This is a genomic window from Arcobacter pernae (assembly GCF_049472135.1).
GTDB lineage: Bacteria > Campylobacterota > Campylobacteria > Campylobacterales > Arcobacteraceae > Arcobacter_B.
Map to the genome: position 1 here is coordinate 72,348 of NZ_JBMOVV010000012.1, position 19,697 is coordinate 92,044.

10 protein-coding genes are annotated in these 19,697 nt (G+C 27.6%); 6 read left to right on the forward strand and 4 right to left on the reverse strand.

The genetic code is table 11. The features are described 5' to 3' along the window. Positions 1 to 2 precede the first annotated feature (2 nt). From ACH5BF_RS12415 to ACH5BF_RS12430, 4 genes are all read left to right on the forward strand, one after another. Complete coding sequence (locus ACH5BF_RS12415) at positions 3 to 1,010, forward strand: tetratricopeptide repeat protein (protein ID WP_423274567.1); 1,008 nt, start codon at positions 3 to 5, stop codon at positions 1,008 to 1,010. A gap of 19 nt (positions 1,011 to 1,029) precedes the next feature. Continuing rightward, on the forward strand, positions 1,030 to 1,557 hold the full coding sequence (locus ACH5BF_RS12420) for an FKBP-type peptidyl-prolyl cis-trans isomerase (protein WP_423274568.1): 528 nt from the start codon (positions 1,030 to 1,032) through the stop codon (positions 1,555 to 1,557). A gap of 179 nt (positions 1,558 to 1,736) precedes the next feature. Then, positions 1,737 to 2,666 carry an ACP S-malonyltransferase gene (gene fabD, locus ACH5BF_RS12425; protein ID WP_423274569.1) on the forward strand — a complete coding sequence of 310 codons (930 nt, stop codon included), beginning with the start codon at positions 1,737 to 1,739 and terminating at the stop codon, positions 2,664 to 2,666. Continuing rightward, positions 2,659 to 3,354 carry a 5'-methylthioadenosine/adenosylhomocysteine nucleosidase gene (locus ACH5BF_RS12430; protein WP_423274570.1) on the forward strand — a complete coding sequence of 232 codons (696 nt, stop codon included), beginning with the start codon at positions 2,659 to 2,661 and terminating at the stop codon, positions 3,352 to 3,354. The genes fabD and ACH5BF_RS12430 overlap by 8 nt, the downstream gene beginning before the upstream one ends. On the opposite strand, the gene ACH5BF_RS12435 is transcribed toward ACH5BF_RS12430, so the two are convergent. Next, positions 3,351 to 4,043: a response regulator transcription factor gene (locus tag ACH5BF_RS12435; protein WP_423274571.1), complete on the reverse strand. Its 693-nt coding sequence runs from the start codon at positions 4,041 to 4,043 to the stop codon at positions 3,351 to 3,353. The genes ACH5BF_RS12430 and ACH5BF_RS12435 overlap by 4 nt on opposite strands. A 102-nt stretch (positions 4,044 to 4,145) precedes the next feature. Here ACH5BF_RS12435 and ACH5BF_RS12440 point away from each other — a divergent pair, with 102 nt between their 5' ends. Together ACH5BF_RS12440 and ACH5BF_RS12445 are read left to right on the forward strand one after the other, a co-directional pair. Further along, the gene (locus tag ACH5BF_RS12440; protein WP_423274572.1) at positions 4,146 to 15,536 is read left to right on the forward strand and encodes a tandem-95 repeat protein; all 11,391 of its coding nucleotides are present in this window, start codon (positions 4,146 to 4,148) and stop codon (positions 15,534 to 15,536) included. Positions 15,537 to 15,581: 45 nt separating this feature from the next. Continuing rightward, positions 15,582 to 16,322, forward strand: a complete 741-nt coding sequence (locus tag ACH5BF_RS12445; RefSeq protein WP_423274573.1) for a tyrosine-protein phosphatase — start codon at positions 15,582 to 15,584, stop codon at positions 16,320 to 16,322. Between the two features lie 24 nt (positions 16,323 to 16,346). On the opposite strand, the gene ACH5BF_RS12450 is transcribed toward ACH5BF_RS12445, so the two are convergent. The 3 genes from ACH5BF_RS12450 to ACH5BF_RS12460 all read right to left on the reverse strand — a co-directional run. Continuing rightward, positions 16,347 to 18,698, reverse strand: coding sequence for a GumC family protein (locus tag ACH5BF_RS12450; protein ID WP_423274574.1), 2,352 nt, complete (start codon positions 18,696 to 18,698; stop codon positions 16,347 to 16,349). A 16-nt stretch (positions 18,699 to 18,714) separates the two neighbouring features. Then, positions 18,715 to 19,506 carry a polysaccharide biosynthesis/export family protein gene (locus tag ACH5BF_RS12455; RefSeq protein WP_423274575.1) on the reverse strand — a complete coding sequence of 264 codons (792 nt, stop codon included), beginning with the start codon at positions 19,504 to 19,506 and terminating at the stop codon, positions 18,715 to 18,717. Between the two features lie 55 nt (positions 19,507 to 19,561). Then, on the reverse strand, positions 19,562 to 19,697 hold a 136-nt coding region (locus ACH5BF_RS12460), incomplete at its 5' end, for a cupin domain-containing protein (RefSeq protein ID WP_423274577.1).

Consider the following 19,697-nt stretch of genomic DNA (forward strand, 5'->3'; position numbering starts at 1 on the left):
CTATGAATAAATACCTTACTACTTTTTTAATCACAGCAGCACTAGGAACAGCTACAGCCGAAGAGGTTTCTGTTTTTGGTGCAGGTGATTTAAATTCAAAAAATCCATATGGATTAAATTCAGCCGAAAAACATATTTTAAAAAATCAACAGAAGTTAACATCTTTAAACTCTAAAATTAATGATGTTAATTTACTTATTGATTCTTTAAAAAAGAGGTTAGAAGGTTTAGAATCTATTTATGAAGGTGACTCTTCAAAACTTAATTCAACAGTTTTAAGAATGAATGAATTAATGAAACAAGTTGAAATGTCTTCTGAACTAGCAACAAAAAATAGTAGTGACACTGCGGAAATTAAATCTGTATCTGAGCAACTTTTAAACATGAAAGAAGAAACAGATAAAGAAATGAGAGCAAGTATTGCTACATTAAAAAATGCAGTTTCGAAAATTTCGAAGTTGGTTAATAAAATCAATAAAGAGTATGTATCTGCTAGTGAGCTTAGAAAAAATATGGATCAGTTTATTACAAGAGCAGAGTTTGAAAGCTTGAAAAAATCATTAGGAGTTAAAACAACTTCTGTTGTTCCTTCAACTTCAACTTCTACAACTGTTGAAAAAACTGAATCTAACAAAACTTTATCATCTTCTGATAAAGAAAAAATTTTGGATGAAGCAAAAAAACAGTATTCTAAACAATACTTTAAGTATGCTATTCCTAAATTTGAGAAGTTAATAGCTTTAAATTATAAACCAGCTGAAAGTAATTATTACTTAGGTGAGATGTGGTATGTAAGAAAGAAATATGATCTGGCAATAAGTCATTTTAAAAAATCTGCTATATTAAATGATAAAGCAGCTTACATGCCATCTTTATTATTGCACAGTGCTATTTCATTCGAGGCAACTGGAGATAAAGAGAATGCAAGAAGTTTTTATAGTACTTTAATAGATCTTTATCCTAGTTCTGATGAAACAAAAATAGCAAAGAAAAATTTAAATAAACTATAAAATTTTATAAGGAAAAAATATGTCAAAAGTTATTGGTATTGAATATACTTTAAAAGACGCAAATAGCGGTGAACAACTTGACACTAATGTTGGTCAAGCACCATTAGAATTTATTGCTGGAAAAGGTCAAATCATTCCAGGTTTAGAGTCTAAATTAGTAGAAATGTCAGAAAATGATAAAGCAGACGTTTTAGTTGAAGCAAAAGATGGGTACGGTGAGTACAATGAAGAAGCAGTTCAAACTTTACCAAAAGAGCAATTTGCTGGTATTGAATTAACTGAAGGTATGTCATTATATGGTACTGGTGAGCATGGTGAGACTGTACAAGTTGTAGTTAAATCTTTCACTGATTCTGATGTTACAATTGATTACAATCACCCAATGGCTGGAAGAACTTTAATGTTCTCTGTTGCTATTACATCTATGAGAGCAGCTACTGAAGAAGAGATGCAAACTGGTGTAGTTGGTGGAATGGCTGCAATGAGCGGTGGATGTTGTGGTGGTGGAAGCCAGCAACAATCTACTGGTGGTTGTGGTTGTAATTAATAGTTGCTAGGATAGCAAAATATTTACAAGCTTAGACTTGTAGTTTTAGATTACGATAATCACAAATTTTGCCCAAGTGTAGTTTACACTTGGGCAAAACTATTTTTTAAGGTTTGTTTTTTATAAACTTTAACAAATAGTTTTTATAAACTAATTATTTTAAAAAAAAGGTATTTACAATGAAAAAAGTTGCTTTTATTTTTCCAGGACAAGGAAGCCAGAGTGTTGGAATGGGAAAAGATTTCTTTGATAATAGCGAAATTGCAAAAGAGATGATTTCAAAAGCTAGTGAGAGATTAGGTATTAATTTTGAAGAGCTTTTATTTGAAGAGAATGACAACTTAGGTAAAACTGAATATACTCAACCTGCTATTTTATTAGTAAGTTCTATTGCAAATGCAATTTTTAAAGAAAAGTGTGATATTCAACCAGAGTTTGTTTTAGGACATTCATTAGGAGAGTTTTCTGCTTTAGTAAGTGCAGGTGCAATTGATTACTTAGATGCTATTGAGTTAGTACATAGAAGAGGTTTATTTATGACTGAGGCTTGTTCTGGAGGAAATGCTGGAATGATGGCTTTAGTTGGTCTTGATGATACTACAGTAGAGAATATTTGTAAAGAGCAAAGAGAAGCTGGAAAACAAGTTTGGCCAGCGAACTACAATATGGACGGTCAATTAGTTTTAGCTGGTATTAAAGCTGATTTAGAAAGTTTAGTTGACACTTTCAAAGAAGCAGGTGCTAAAAGAGCTATCGTTTTAGATATGTCTGTTGCAAGTCACTGTGAATTATTAGAAAGTGCAGTTGAAAATTTAAAACCATATTTAGAAGAATATTTAAAAGATGAATTCTCACCAGTTATTTCTAATGTAACTACAGAAGCATATACTACAAAAGATGAAGCAATTGAATTATTAGCTTCTCAACTTACTAAACCTGTTAAATATAAACAATCAGTTAGTTCTCATAAAAATGTAGATGCATTTATTGAATTTGGTAACGGAATTGTTTTAAAAGGTTTAAATAGAAAGATTGTTAAATCTATACCAACATTAAATGTAAGTGATATGGCTTCATTAGAAAAAACAATTGAGGCTTTAAATGACTAAAATTGCAATTATGGGAGCTATGGAAGAGGAAATTGAACCTCTTTTAGCTCATTTTGATAAAGTTAATGTTGTAGAATTTGCTAATAATAAATATTATGAGGTAAACTACAAAGGTTTAGATATTGTAATTGCTTATTCAAAAATTGGAAAAGTTTTTGCAAGTTTAACTGCTGCAACAATGATTGAAAAGTTTGCTTGTGATACTTTACTTTTTTCAGGAGTAGCAGGTGGAATAAATCCAGAACTTAAAATTGGAGATTTAATTATTGCTGATAAATTATGTCAACATGATTTAGATATTACAGCATTTGGTCATCCAAATGGTTATGTTCCTGGTGGTTCTGTTTTTGTAGAAACAACTGAAAGTTTAAGAAATATTGCAAAAGAAGTTGCAAAAGAGAATGATTTAAAAGTTATAGAAGGAACTATTGCTACTGGTGATCAATTTGTTCATTCAAGTGAGAGAAAAGAGTTTATTGAAACTACATTTAATGCTGATGCTTTAGAAATGGAAGGTGCTAGTGTTGCAGTAGTATGTGATTCTTTAAATGTACCGTTTTTTATTTTAAGAGCTATCTCTGATAGTGCTGATGGTGGAGCAGATATTGACTTTGACGAGTTTTTAAAATCTTCTGCTGTAAATTCTGCAAATTATATGATAAAGATTGTTGATAAGTTAATTGATTAATTATCAATAATTCCATAACCAATGCCAAAACTATTGGTTATGGATTCTTTGCCTATTTTATTTGATAGTCTGCTAATTAGAGTTTTAAATGCAGATTCACTTACTTCTTTATTTTTCCAAATATGATTTTTTATTTTTTCCATTCTTACTATTTTGTTTTTATTATCAATCAATAGTTCAATAAGTAGAGTTTCATTTTTTGTTAGTTTTATAAGTTTGCCCTTCTTAATTATTGAATTCTCAAAATAATTATAATATTTTTCTTTACCTATTCTAACTTCAAAACTCTCTCCATTTAATATTTTTTTCGCACTATTATTTAGAGCATAGATTAAGGTATTGATATCTACTGGTTTTAAAAGATAGTCTGTAAGATTTAGTTTAACTGCTTTAATTAGTGTGTTTGTATCTTTTAGTGAAGTTACAACTATTATTGGAATATTGTAATCTGTTTTTCTTATATTTTGTATAAAATCAAATCCATTAAAATCTTTAATTTTCAAATCTGTAATAATTACACTAGGTTTCTCGTCATTATAAATTCTTAATGCTTCTTCGTAGCTAGTAGTTATGAATATTTTTTTAAAGAAAATATCCAATACTTTTATTATTTTTTCTGAAGAAGTGTCTTTATTGCATATATAAAGTATAAATTTATTTTTTAATATTTTTTTTAATGATATTGACATAAGTATATTATACTAAAAATTATTAATAAAATAATAAAGTGACTATTTTGTGACTAGAACTCTGATAATATTTGATAATTTAATTATTATTAGGAGTAAATGATGGTTGCTATTTTAAAAGGTAATAAAGAGTTTTTATTTAATGAAAATCAAACAATGTATATTTTAGACAATATTGGTCAAAATGAGAAAATAGAAATTAAAATATCTTCAGAGATTAAATATAGTTCTCAATTAGTAGAAAATGATTTATTCTTTGAATTTACTGATAATGATGGTAATCCTTTTCAGTTGATTTTAAAGGATATGGCAACTTTATTAGCTCAAAATGATGGTGATACTTTAGTTCAGATAATTTTACTTGGCGCTAATGCTGAAGAAAAAGTACTTGCAGATATTTCAGATTTAGCTACAGCTTTACAAGCTTCTGCTGCTGGTGGTCAACAAGAAACTGTAAGTAGTGATACTTATAATAATCCAGGATTTAATAATGCTAGTGATAATGGATTAGAGAATAGAAATTATGATAACGCAAGAGTAGGAGGAAATAATAACTTACCTTCTAATGCTGTTGGTAATCAAAATGCACAAGATGTGTTAGACAGAAGAAATTTTGCACCTAAAATTGATAATATTAAATCTCAAGTAGTAGATGAAGATGGTACTTTAGTATTTACTTTTAATGCAACAGATAGAAATAATGATTCATTATCTACTTTAGCTACTTCTTCCGATGGAAGTGTTGTAATAAATGGTAATGAAATTACATTTACTCCTACAGAAAACTTTAATGGTCAAACTTCAATTACTTTAAGTGTTAGTGATGGAAAAGCAACAACTACAAAAATAATTAAAGTTACGGTAAGCGATATAAATGATGCCCCAAAACTTGATGTTATCTCTGTCTTAGAAGTAGATGAAGATGGAAGTAAGACAATAACATTTACTGCAAGTGATATAGATGGAACAGTAAATACAATAGCTGAAGCAAATAATGGAACAGTAGTAATAAATGGAAATGAAATAAAATATGCACCAACTGAGAATTATAATGGAAGTGATACAATAACAGTAACAACAATAGATGATGATGGAGCTAAAGTTGTAAAAAATATTTCAGTTACGGTTAATAGTATAAATGATGCACCAATAATTGAATCTAAAACTGTTAGTGTTTTTGAAGATGGATTATTATCTGGAACTATTAATGCTAGTGATGTTGACTTGCCATTAGGAGAAAAACTTGTTTTTAGTACAACAGATATAGTAGATGGTTTTTCAATAGATCAAGATGGAAACTATGAATTCGATGCATCTGAGTATGATTATTTAAAATCTGGACAAGAAGAGATATTTAATATTAATATTGATGTTGAAGATGAATTAGGTCTGAAAAGTACAAATGTTTTAACTATCAAAGTTACGGGAACTAATGATACCCCAACACTAGAAGTAGAGTCAACAATAATTGTAGATGAAGATGGAAGTAAGACAATAACATTTAATGCTTCAGATATAGATGGAACAATAAATACAACAGCTGAAGCAAATAATGGAACAGTAGTAATAAATGGAAATGAAATAGCATATACTCCAAATGAAAACTATAATGGAAGTGATACAATAACAGTAACAACAATAGATAATGATGGTGCTAAAGTAGTAAAAACAGTATCAGTTACTATAAATGATATAAATGATGCCCCAACACTAGAAGTTGTTTCTACTTTAGAAGTAGATGAAGATGGAAGTAAAACAATAACATTTACAGCAAATGATGTGGATGGAATAGTAAATACAACAGCTGTAGCGAATAATGGATTAGTTGAAGTAAATGGAAATGAAATAAGATACACACCAAATGAGAACTATAACGGAAGTGATACAATAACAGTAACAACAATAGATAATGATGGAGCAAAAGTAGTAAAAACAGTATCAGTAACAATAAATGATATAAATGATGCCCCAACACTAGAAGTTGTCTCAGTATTAGAAGTAGATGAAGATGGAAGTAAAACAATAACATTTACAGCAAATGATGTAGATGGAACAGTAAATACAACAGCTGAAGCAAATAATGGAACAGTAGTAATAACTGGAAATGAAATAAAATACACACCAACTGAGAACTATAACGGAAGTGATACAATAACAGTAACAACAATAGATGATGATGGAGTAAAAGTAGTAAAAACAGTATCAGTAACAGTAAATGATATAAATGATACCCCAACACTAGAAGTAGAGTCAACAATAATTGTAGATGAAGATGGAAGTAAGACAATAACATTTAATGCTTCAGATATAGATGGAACAATAAATACAACAGCTGAAGCAAATAATGGAACAGTAGTAATAAATGGAAATGAAATAACATATACTCCAAATGAAAACTATAATGGAAGTGATACAATAACAGTAACAACAATAGATAATGATGGTGCTAAAGTAGTAAAAACAGTATCAGTTACTATAAATGATATAAATGATGCCCCAACACTAGAAGTTGTTTCTACTTTAGAAGTAGATGAAGATGGAAGTAAAACAATAACATTTACAGCAAGTGATGTGGATGGAACAGTAAATACAACAGCCGAAGCAAATAATGGAACAGTAGTAATAACTGGAAATGAAATAAAATATACTCCAAATGCAGATTATAACGGAAGTGATACAATAACAATAACAACAATAGATGATGACGGTGCAAAAGTAGTAAAAACTATTGCAGTTACGGTAAATAGTGTAAATGATGCTCCTATTGTTACTTCTTATCCTTCTATTAATGTAATTGAAACAGATTTAACAGATGCAACAGCAGAGATTTTAAATACAATAATAACTACAAAAGATGGTGTAATATCTCTAAATATATCAAGTTCAAATGATATATTAGTAAAACTATTTGATCAATATAATGTTCAATCAGTATTTGAAGAGTCTATTTTAACATTACTTCCTAGTGTAAGACAAGATGATATTAAATTAGAAATTGATAAATCAGTAGAGGGTAAAGTCTCAGTTAAATTGGATATAGAAGGTCTTCCAAATAATCCTTTTGGAACTGTAATATCAAATGAAAATTTAAATAAAGTATTATTAAGTAAATTAGGTGGTGCATTTAATCTTCCTTTAGAAAATGCTGTTTATGAAGGTAATATATCTGTAACAGATATAGATAATATAGAAAATGTTCAGTTAGCTTTAACTGAGATTAGATTGAGCGTTAAATCTTCTAATAAGAATTTAATCTCAATTTTCGAAGAACTTAAAAATTATAATACAGATTCAATTGAAAAAAAATCATTAACTGATATTGCTTATGTGAAAAGCTTAATTAATGACTTTTTAAATAATGTTAAAACTAATACAACAGAAGAGAAAACAATTGAAATTCCTGCAAAAATTACAGCATTACTTTATAAAGCAGGTTTATTAAATATTGTTTTAGAAAATGATGGTAGCTATAAAATAGTTTCACCATTATTTAATAGTCTAAAAGAAACAGATAGTATGAATGTATCTTTTGACTATATTGCAAATGATGGAATAAGCTCTTCAAATAAAGGAACAACAACAGTTACTATTAAAGGTGTAAATGATATTCCAGTTGCTATAGAAGATAATGTAAATGTAGAGATTGATTCAACTTCATATACTGGTTCTCTTCCTGGAAACTATCTATTAAATATGTTATCAACAATTACTAAAAATGTTGATACAACAAATGGAATAAATAGTATTATTAATCAAGAAAAATTAAAAGAATCCTTAATTAATAGTGTTTTAGGAAATAAAGAAATTTCAACAGAAGATTTAGAAGTTTATAACTTATATAAATTATTAAATGAATTAGAAACAAGTAAAGAATCTACAGTTAACAGTATCGTTAATATATTAGAAACATATTATTCTGATACTGATAATACAGTGATTTTAAAAGAGACTATAAATACTTTTATGAAAGATTATTCTACAACATTAACTGATTTAGATAAACAAAATAGTTTAAATAATTTTCATATTAAATTAATAGGTATATATGGTACACCTATCACAGATATAAACATTTTTGAAAATATTAAAAGCGCAACAGATCCATTTGTTGAAAAAGCAAAACCTTTCCCAAATACTTTTACTATAGAGTTATTGAAAAATTTAGATATTAAAGTAGAAGATTATAATCCAAGTGAATATTCAACAAAGTTATTAAATATACAAACACAAGTTAGTTTTTTAATTGAAAATGTATCTTCAGAAACATTTGATATAAATAAATCTTTTAAAGACTTAATGGAAAAAATAGATGAAGAGTTTGGATTTACTTCTACACAACAAGAAGAAGCAAACTATATTGTAGAGTTAATTAGTAATTCAAATGCTTTAATAACATTAATATCTTTAGATCCAAAAAGTTTGATTGATATAGATAGCTTATTAGGCAACTTAGGTATTAACTTAACAAGTTTAGATCAAGATTCTATTTTAGATATTTTAAAAACTGATTTAAAATCATTTATGAATACATTATCTCTTAAATCATTAATTGAAGATACTGATGCTGTAAAGAGTTTATTTAAAGATTTCTTAAATACATTAGATGGAACAGTTGATAATATAATTAATGATATTTTAAAGAATAGTAATACTAATGAGGCATTAACTGATACTATTTTAAAACAGAGTATTTATAATACTTTAACAGATGCTATTATGTCTAAAATAAACAGTACAGATGCTTCATTAAGAGATGTTGTTTTCAAAACAGTAGAAAAACTAACTGCTGATACTTTTAAAGATTTAACAGTTGATAGCTTAAAAATGACAGCAAAAGAGAATATCTTTGAACAATTAGGTTTAGATAAAGGTTTACTTGTTGAAACTACGAGAAATAAAATTGCAGAAGATATGGTTGATGATATTTTCGATAGATTAAAACAAGATGAAGACTTACAAGACATATTTACTTTAAACTATGAACTTGTAGCAAATAGTATCGTTACTAAAATATTTGATGAGAATGGAAATGAAGTAACTAATTTAAATTTATCACCAACACAAGTTGTGATAAATGATGATGGTTCTTATACTATAACAAATTCTGATTTTGATTCTTTAAGTACATTATGGAAAGTAGAAGTTAGTTTTGATTATAAAGTTAATGATGGAAGTGCTTCAAGTGAAGCAAAAACAATCAAAGTAAATATTGATTTTGCTGATAATATAAATAGTGGTACATCTACAGATGGGTATATTTCAGGTGCAACTATTTTTTCTGATGCAAATGAAAATGGTATTTTAGATTTAGGTGAAGCAAAAACAGTTTCTGATGCAAAAGGTGATTTTGAGTTAGTAGGAGCAAAAGGAACTTTATACTCTTATGGTGGTACTGATATTTTAACAGGATTAGCATTTGAAGGAATAATGAGTGCTCCAGAAGGCTCTTCTATAATCTCTCCTTTAACGACTCTTGTTGTAAATGTTATGAAGTTAAAATCTTTATCAATTGATGAAGCACAAACTTTAGTTAAAAGCTCTTTAGGTTTATCTTCTGGTATAGATTTAAATATATTTGATCCTATATCAGTTATATTAAATTCAAATTCTAGTTTAGAAGATAGAGCAAATGCTCTTGCTGTACAAAATAAAACAGTTCAAATTGTGAATATTGTTAGTCAAACATCTTCAGCTTTAAAAGAAGCTTCTGAAAGTAATATATTAGAAGATAAAGCCTCTTTAAAAGTAGTAGAAGTAATTGCTAAAAAAATTGAGGAAGGACAAAATTTAGATTTAACAAATATCAATACTATTGATAATATTGTTTCAGAAATTGAAGTAAATAATGAAGTTAGCTTTTCTGATAAAACAGATATTGTAGAGGTTACAACTAATATTAATAAAGCTATGAATGATGCTAAAAGTATTAAAGATTTAGCAAAACTTCAACAAGTTGCTGAAGATATAGAAAGTGATATAGAAAACGATGGAGATATAACAAAATCTTTAACTCAAAGTGAAATAGAAACAGCTTCTACTTTAAAAACAGTAGGAAATTTAAGTTCTAATGAGGCACTTTTAAATCCAATAGTTCAGGAAAATGATTTAGAAGATATAACTACAAAGGATTCAACATATAATGGAAAAGTAAATAGTTTTGAGAATGCTATTAACTACTCTTTAGTAAATAGTGTAATTCTAACATTTACATCAAATAGTAGTGAGTTATATGCAGAGATTTCTTCTGTCTTAGATGAAAATTCTTTATCTATTGAGCTTGATAATAGTAAATTAGAGCAGTTAAAAAATGCAAATATCTTAGAGTTTATATTAAATAGTGATGGTACATATAAGGTAGTATCAAATAAATTCTCATTATTAGATACTAATGATGATTTAAAGATTTCTTTTGATTATCAAGCAAATATTGAAGGTGGCACAATTAGTGATATTCAAACTATAAACTTAACAATAGTAGGTAAGAACTATGCCCCAACACTAGAAGTTGTTTCAATATTAGAAGTAGATGAAGATGGAAGTAAAACAATAACATTTACAGCAAATGATGTAGATGGAACAGTAAATACAACAGCTGAAGCAAATAATGGAACAGTAGTAATAACTGGAAATGAAATAACATACACACCAACTGAGAACTATAACGGAAGTGATACAATAACAGTAACAACAATAGATGATGATGGAGCAAAAGTAGTAAAAACAGTATCAGTAACAGTAAATGATATAAATGATACCCCAACACTAGAAGTAGTAAGTACAATAACAGTAGATGAAGATGGAAGTAAAACAATAACATTTAATGCTTATGATGTAGAAGGAACAGTAACTACAACAGCTGTAGCGAATAATGGATTAGTTGAAGTAAATGGAAATGAAATAAAATATACTCCAAATGAAAACTATAATGGAAGTGATACAATAACAGTAACAACAATAGACGATGATGGAGCTAAAGTTGTAAAAACAGTATCAGTTACAGTAAATAGTGTAAATGATGCTCCAACACTAGAAGTTGTTTCAACATTAGAAGTAGATGAAGATGGAAGTAAGACAATAACATTTAATGCTTCAGATATAGATGGAACAGTAAATACAACAGCCGTAGCAAATAATGGAACGGTAGTAATAACTGGAAATGAAATAAAATATACTCCAAATGAAAACTATAATGGAAGTGATACAATAACAGTAACAACAACAGATAATGACGGTGCTAAAGTTATAAAAACTATTGCAGTTACTGTAAATGATGTAAATGATGCTCCAACACTAGAAGTAGTAAGTAGTACTACAGTAGATGAAGATGGAAGTAAAACAGTAACATTTACAGCAAATGATGTGGATGGAACAGTAAATACAACAGTTGAAGCAAATAATGGAATAGTAGTAATAACTGGAAATGAAATAAAATATACTCCAAATGCAGATTATAACGGAAGTGATACAATAACAGTAACAACAATAGATGATGATGGCGCTAAAGTTGTAAAAAATATTGTAGTTACGGTTAATAGTGTAAATGATGCCCCAACACTAGAAGTGGTAAGTGCATTTTCAATGGCAGAAGATGGAAGTAAAACAATAACATTTAATGCTTATGATGTAGAAGGAACTGTAACTACAACAGCTGTAGCGAATAATGGATTAGTTGAAGTAAATGGAAATGAGATAACATACATACCAAATGCAGATTATAGTGGAGCAGATACAATTACTCTAACAACTGTAGATGAAAGTGGTTTAAAAGTTCAGAAGGTTATTGCTGTAACTATTAATGACATTAATGAATTACCAACATTAGAAGTAGTAAGTACAATAACAGTAGATGAAGATGGAACTAAGACTATAACTTTCTCAGCAGATGATGTAGATGGAACTGTAAGTACAACAGCTGTAGCAAATAATGGAGTTGTAGTAATAAATGGAAATGAATTAATATATACTCCAAATGCAGATTATTATGGGCTTGATACAATTACTTTAACGGCAACTGATGATAGGGGTGCTAAAATACAAAAAACAATCGCTGTTACAGTTAATGATATAAATGAATTACCAACATTAGAAATAGTAAGTACAATAACAGTAGATGAAGATGGAAGTAAAGTGATTTCATATAACGCATTTGATATTGATGGTTCAATTTCATCTATTCTTGCTACTTCTATAAATGGAGTTGTAAATATTAATGAAACTACAAATGAATTAGAGTATATTCCAAATGCAAATTATAATGGTAGTGACAAAATTACAATAGAACTTATTGATAATAGTGGTGCAAAAGTAACTAAAGAAATAAGTGTTGAAATTAATCCAGTAAATGATAATCCAGTTATAAATGATATTGTAAAAACTATTTCAGAGGTAGATGAGGCTGTTTTATATAGTGGAAAATTAGAAGCTTCAGATATTGATACAAATTCAGTTGTCTCTTTTGAAGTATCAAATAAACAAATATCAAATGCTCTTTATGATTTTATAATTGTACTTGATAGTAAGACAGGGGAGTTTGATATCGAGGGAGATTTTAACTCTTTACCAAAAGATATGCCTTTACAAATTTCTTTTGACTATAATGCAATAGATGAAAATGGTGCAAAAAGTGAAACAAAAACAGTAACTATTAATGTTGTTGGTGTAAATGATGCACCTACTATAAGTGATTTTACATATGAGGTAGAAACAAATGAACTTTCAAATAGTTTTGAAGGATATTTACCTGGTGCAAAAGTAGCTTATTTATTTAATAGTATTGAAGAAATAAATCCTTTAACTCTATCTCAAAATTTACAAAGCGATATTTTAAAAAATATGGATATTAATATTGATACTACAGCTATAAACCAAAATAATTTAATTCCTATTACATTTAACTCTTTAGGTTTAACAGCACTAGATGCTCTTCCAGCTTTAACTAAGTTAACAGATCCTTTAAATGAATTAGTTGATAGTTTAAAACAAAAAAGAGAAGCATTGCCTTCAAGTATAAAAATTGCAATTTATGATTCTCTTGGCGCATTAGAAGAAGGAAGCATTAAAGAAGAGTCTTTAGAAACGCAAATAGCTACTTTTATTAAAGACCTTGAATCTAAAATTACTAGTAATCAAGATGTATCACAAGAAGATTTAGAAGCTTTTGCTAATACTTTATTTGAAATATATGAGGCAAAAGTTAACTTTGAAGATTTAGTTAGTATATCACAAAGTATTGAAGCACTTCAGTTAGATATAGAGACTTCAAAAAATTCTTTAGTTTCAGATATTGTAGTTGCAATAGAAACACAGCTTAAAGATAATAGTAAAACATCAGAATTAAGCTTAAAAGTAGGGCAGCTATTAGTACAAATTGAAGAAGAACCTAGTTCTAGTGAGCTTTTATTATCTTCTTTTGTAAATGATATTTTTGATGTGATGCAAGCAAGTGTAAATCCTACTGATATAGAAATAATTGCTCAAGAAATGAATGATTTATTTGCAGCAACAGCAATAAATCCACTTTTAAATCTTACTCTTGCAAGTGATATAATAAATGTAGTAGAAACACAAATTGCAGATACATCTAAGAATATTCAGTTATCAGCAGATGTAAATAGTCTATTAACACAACTTCAAGTAACACCTCAAAATAAAGAAGTATTAGTTCAGGAATTTTTATCAAAACTTTTTGTGACTTATGAGTCTTCTGTAACACCTTCTGATTTAGAGCCAATGCAGACTTCAATACAAAATATACAAGCTTCATTATCACAAAAAATTCTTTCATTACCAAATGAAATTATTAAAGTGATTGAAACACAAATAGATGATAGTAGTAAAACTTCAGAGTTAACATTAAAGGTGCAAGAATTAATGTTATCTTTAGAGGCTACACCTGAAAATAAAGTTAGTTTACTTGAAGCTTTTGGATTAGGATTGTTTGATTTATATGATTCATCAGTGAAACCAGTAGATTTAATAGCTATTCAATCTTCTTTACAAAATAAGATTGATGAATTTGATAGTTTAGTTACTACTTTCCCAACTACTTTTACTCAAAAATTATTAGAGGTACTTGGTGTGGATGTAAATGATTATATTGAAGATGGAAGATTTAATGAATATTTAAATTTATCAGGAAAAGTGCAGTTTGAAGTATCTCTTCTTATGTCAAATGCATTAAAAGAAGACTTTGATTTAAATAGTGCTTCACAAAATTTAATAGAAAATAGTATTGAAACATTTGGTTTATCAAAAGAACAAATAGTTTTAGACAATTTTCCTGATAGTTTAAAAGTTTCAATTGCTCAGATGTCTACTATAATTTCTTCTATTTCTAAAAATGATATAGTTGATGGATATGAAAATAATGCAAAGAGTTTATTTACAGTACTTGGAGTGTCTTTACCTATTCTTGATCCATTATTAGCTCAGGAATTAAAATCATCTATCGATATAACTGCTTTAAGTACAAATCCTAATGAAGCTTTACAATCTATAAAAAGTGCATTAGATGATGTAGTTTTAAGTATTAAAGAAACTGTTGATACTAGTATTAGTTTAAATCAAAATGAATTAGATAGTTTAATTGTTGATTTTATAAAAAATGAAATTAAACTGGATTACTCTTCTACGTTGTCTTTATATAAAACTTCATTAGAAGGAGTTTTTGGAGAGATAAGTGAAGAGTCATTTGATGAACTAATCAATGATATGGTTATAAATTTAATTGAAACAAATGAGATTATTAATATAGAAGAATTAAAAGAGTTAGTTGTTGTAAATGTTCTTGAAAATGCTGGTTTAGACTATCAACTTATTGATGAGTCTTACAGAATGGAATATAGTACAGATTTACTTCAAGATTTAGTAGTTAATAGTAATGTAGATATTGATTTATTAGACTCATTTGTTTACACTTTAGATAATAGTGTAGATATAGTTACAAAAACTATTGATTCTAATGGAGTTGAAAATACTCTTGAAGGTACAAATGTAAAAGTTAATCCTGATGGAACTTATGAAATTACAAATAGTCAATTTGATAATATTGATTCAAGCTTAGATATTGAGATATCATTTAATTATAAAGCGATTGATGAACATGGTGCTATTAGTGAATCTAAAGAGGTAAATATTAGTATTGATTTAACTGATACTTATAATACAAATGAAACAGAAGTTATAGATATGAGTACACTACTTGCTAATACAAGTGGTTTAGATGAGTTAGATATATCAAATGGTGAACATATTTTAAGTAATTTTTCTTTAGATGAGTTTATAGCCTTAACAGATTCTGATAATACATTAAGAATATTAGGAGACGAAGCTGATAGTATTAAGCTCGAAGCTGAACAAAACTGGGAAATAAAATTGAATATAGATGGTTCAACTTACAAAGATGCTGATGGATTCCATGTATATACAACAACAAATACTCATGATGAGGTACTTAAACTTCTGATTGAAGATAGTGTAACCGTAGAAATATAATTATTAGGCTAGAATTAGCCTAGTAATTAAAGAAGGAATATAACATTGCTTTCAAAAATATTTAGAAACTTCAAAAAAACTGACAATAAATTGCCTGAGTTTTATACTACCGATTTACATTCACATTTAATTCCATCTATTGATGATGGTTCAAAATCAATGACTCAAAGTATAGAAATGATAACTTCATTAAAAAATATGGGTTTTAAAAAGCTTATTATTACTCCTCATACTATGTCTCATAGATTCCCAAATTCAAAAAGTGATATTTTAAAAGGTTTTGATGAACTTCAAGAAGAGGTTATAAAACAAAATATAGATATTCATTTAGAAGTGGCAAGTGAGTATTATTATGATGAACACTTTTTTGAGCTTATAAAAAATAAAGAGCTTTTAACATTTGGTGATAATTATATACTGTTTGAATTGTCTTACACTACACCTGTTTTTGGAATTGAGCAAACTATTTATGAACTTTTAAAAGCAGGGTATAAACCTATATTAGCTCATCCTGAAAGATATACTTACTTTTCTCAAAGTTTAGAAAAATATCATCAACTAAAAGAAGCTGGACTTTACTTTCAAATAAATGTAAATTCAACTAATGATTTCTATGGAAAAAGAGCAAAAAAAGCAGTAGATTATTTAATCAATAATGGTTTAGTTGATTTTGTTGGAAGTGATACCCATAGACCTAATTATATAGAATCTTTAAGTCAAAGCATAAATAGTAAAAGTTTTAGAAAAATAAAAGAAAAAAATGAAATAAAAAATAGATATTTATAAAAGTAGATTAGAAGCTAAAAGCTTCTATCTATCCTTATAATATTTGTCATTCCCATATCCATATCCATAGTTGGAACCATATCCATACCCATACTTTTCTCCAATTTCAACGCCATTTAAAATCATTCCAAAAGTGTTTTGATTATGTTCTTTACTTAGTCTATCTAAGTTTTTAACAAACTCTTTTCTTGTATATGAAGCTCTTGCTACTACAAAAGAGATATCTGCGTAATTCATAAGAATCATTGCATCTGTTACTAATCCAACTGGAGGAGTATCAAAGATAATATAGTCATATTTTTCTTTTAGTATTTTTATAAACTCTTTCATATTGTCAGTAAGTACTAGTTCAGATGGATTTGGAGGAAGTGTTCCTGTCGTAATAATATCTACATTAGTTGTTTCATCATGATGAATAACTTCTTCTAAACTGTTTTGATTTGTTAAATAGTTACTAATACCTATATTATTAGGTATATTAAACTCTTTGTGTAAACTTGCTTTTCTTAAATCTAAATCTAAAACTATTACTTTTTTATTTGTTTGTGCAATTATTCTAGCAAGGCTTGCAGAAATTGTAGTTTTCCCTTCACCTGATACGGAAGATGTAATTGCAATAACTTCACTTTTCTCATGTTTTGGTAAAAATTGTAGATTTGTTCTTATTGCTCTATATGCTTCATCTACAAGTTTAGAAGTTTTTTTGTTTTTATTTTGTGGAATAATACCATATAATGGAATACTACAAAGTTTTTCAATATCATCTGAATTTTTTATAGTATTATTGAAAAATTCTCTTAAAAATGCTAATGCTAGTCCAACTATAAGTCCTAAAATAACTCCAACTAAAACAATAAGTTTTCTTTTAGGTTTTATAGGTAGTGGATTTTGTACAGCACTATCAAGTAATCTTGAATTTGAAATTGTTGAAGACTTCAAAATTGCAGTTTCAGCTTTCTTTTCCAATAAAAATGAGTAGATTTTTTCATCGATACTATAATATCTTGTAAGTCTTGATAATTCTCTTTCTTGTTTTGGTAAAGAAGCAATTGATTTATTAAATTTTCCAATTACATTTTGTAAAGACTGTTTTCTTTGATTAAGTTGTCTTAGGTTATTTCTAAGAGCAGCTTTAATTGATCTTTTTAAACTAGAAATATTCTGACTAACTTTTTGAACATCAGGATGTAGTTCTGTATAATCAACAAGTAAAGTAGACTTTCTTGTTGCTTCCTCTTGAAGTCTAGTTACTAATGTCCCTAAAGCAGGGTCAGCAAAGTTTACTGAACCAATAGTAAGTCCTGTCAAATTTTGATTAGTTTTTATATATTGTTGTAAATTTGACAAAATATTTATTTCTGTTTGCATTTCTTCAAGTTTTGCTTCATATTCACTTAGTTGCTCAGTAGTTTTTATAGCTTGTTCACCTAAACCTACAACTTGATTTTTCTCTTTAAAGTCTTCAAGTTTTGTTTCTGATTTTTTAAGTCTTGCATTTATTGAATCAAGTTGTCTATCTATAAAACTTAAAGTTAGATTCGCTTCTTTTGTTTTATGTTCAATCTCTTGATTCATATATGCTTCATGCACTGCATTTAAAATCTCTTTTGCTCTAAGTGAAGAAGTATCTTGGAAGTTTAGCTTTAGAATAGTGGCTTTTTTTGATACTTGAGAAACAGAAATGTTATCTTTATAAAATTCATAAAGATCTCTATTTGTCATAAATTTAAATCTATATTCTTGATTTTTTAGAGTATGAATCTTTTTTATATTTAAAGTAAAGTAAGGATTATTTATAGTTTGTGAATATTTGTGATTTTTATTATATATTACTCTATCTTTCTCTTCATATGGAATAATTCCATAGTTTTTAAGAAAGCCTTTTATTGAGTATGATGAAATACTTTCTATTTTTAGATTAAAACTATTTTCATCTATTGGAGTTAAAATAAACTCTTTTCCATAAACTAAATCATCTAAAAAATGACTATTTACTACAAATGGAGAATCTTTGTATAGTTCAATTTCTCTAAACTTATTTGTTGTGAAATATCTAGTTTTTAGATTTAAAAGATTAAAAGCTTTCTGTGCTAAAAATCTTGATTTTATAACTTCGATTTCGTTATCAACATTTGCTCCTCCACCATCAAAAGCTTGAAGCATAAAGTCAGCAGGACTTGCTGACTTTTTTTTATCTTCCATAAGCTCAATAGTTGCAGATGAAGAATAAATATTTGGTTTTATATATGCAAATATAGCACTACCAAAAGTAAATATAAACGTGATAATAATAATAGACCATTTATATCTAAAAATAGTCTTTATTACTTCTTTTAAATCTATTTCATTATTATGTTGAATGTTTGTATGATTCATTCTTTTTATGCCTTTACTACTCTATTAAAGTTTTTCTTTGGTTTAGTGGATCTAAGATACTAGATAACATATTCCAGAATGGATTTATTTCATCAAAGGCTTTATTATATCCTTTAAGGTTTCTAGGTTGTACATACAAAATATCATTTGGTTTTAGATAAAGACTTGATACAGCTAAACTAGACATATTTGTAAGATCAACATTTCTAATTTGTGGTTTTCTTAAATCACCTCTTACAACTTTTATATTTGATCTAGATGCTAAATCTGTAAGGTCTCCTGATCTTGCAATTGCTTCAATAATATTCATAGTTCCATTTGTTACAGGTACAATACCAGGTTTTTTTACTTCACCTATTACTATTACTCTTTGATTTTTTATTTCAACTAAAACATATGGATTTCTAATATATTTTTTGTATTTCTTAATAAGTATTTCTGAAGCTTCATCTTGTGTATATCCAGCAACTGTAACACTTCCAAGTAGTGGTAATCGAACTGTACCTTTTTGTGTAACTAACAAACCAATATTTTCTTCTATTGTTTGACTAGTGTTTGTATCTCTACTTGTTAGTATTGAAGTCATTTGCTGACTGCCTTGTCCTGCTTGAATATAAATAGTAATATCAACCCTATCATTTGGTGCAATAATATTCTCAAACACTACTTCTTCCTCGTATTCATCTTGAGAAATGATACTTAACTCATCTTTTTTTTCATCTTTAGTTTGAAAAAGTTTATACTCTTTCATACTACAACCACTAAATATAAAAATAGATAAAATAACAATAAATATACTATTTTTCATAAACTCCCTTTTTATTTTATTATAATATTCTAACTAAAATAGTTATAAAGTTTTATTATGTAAGTCTCATAAAATCATCATCAAGACGAACAATATCATCTTCGCCTGTATATTCACCAACTTGTGCTTCTATTAATACTACTGGAATCTTACCTTCATTTTCTAATCTATGAACTTCACCCATCTTTATA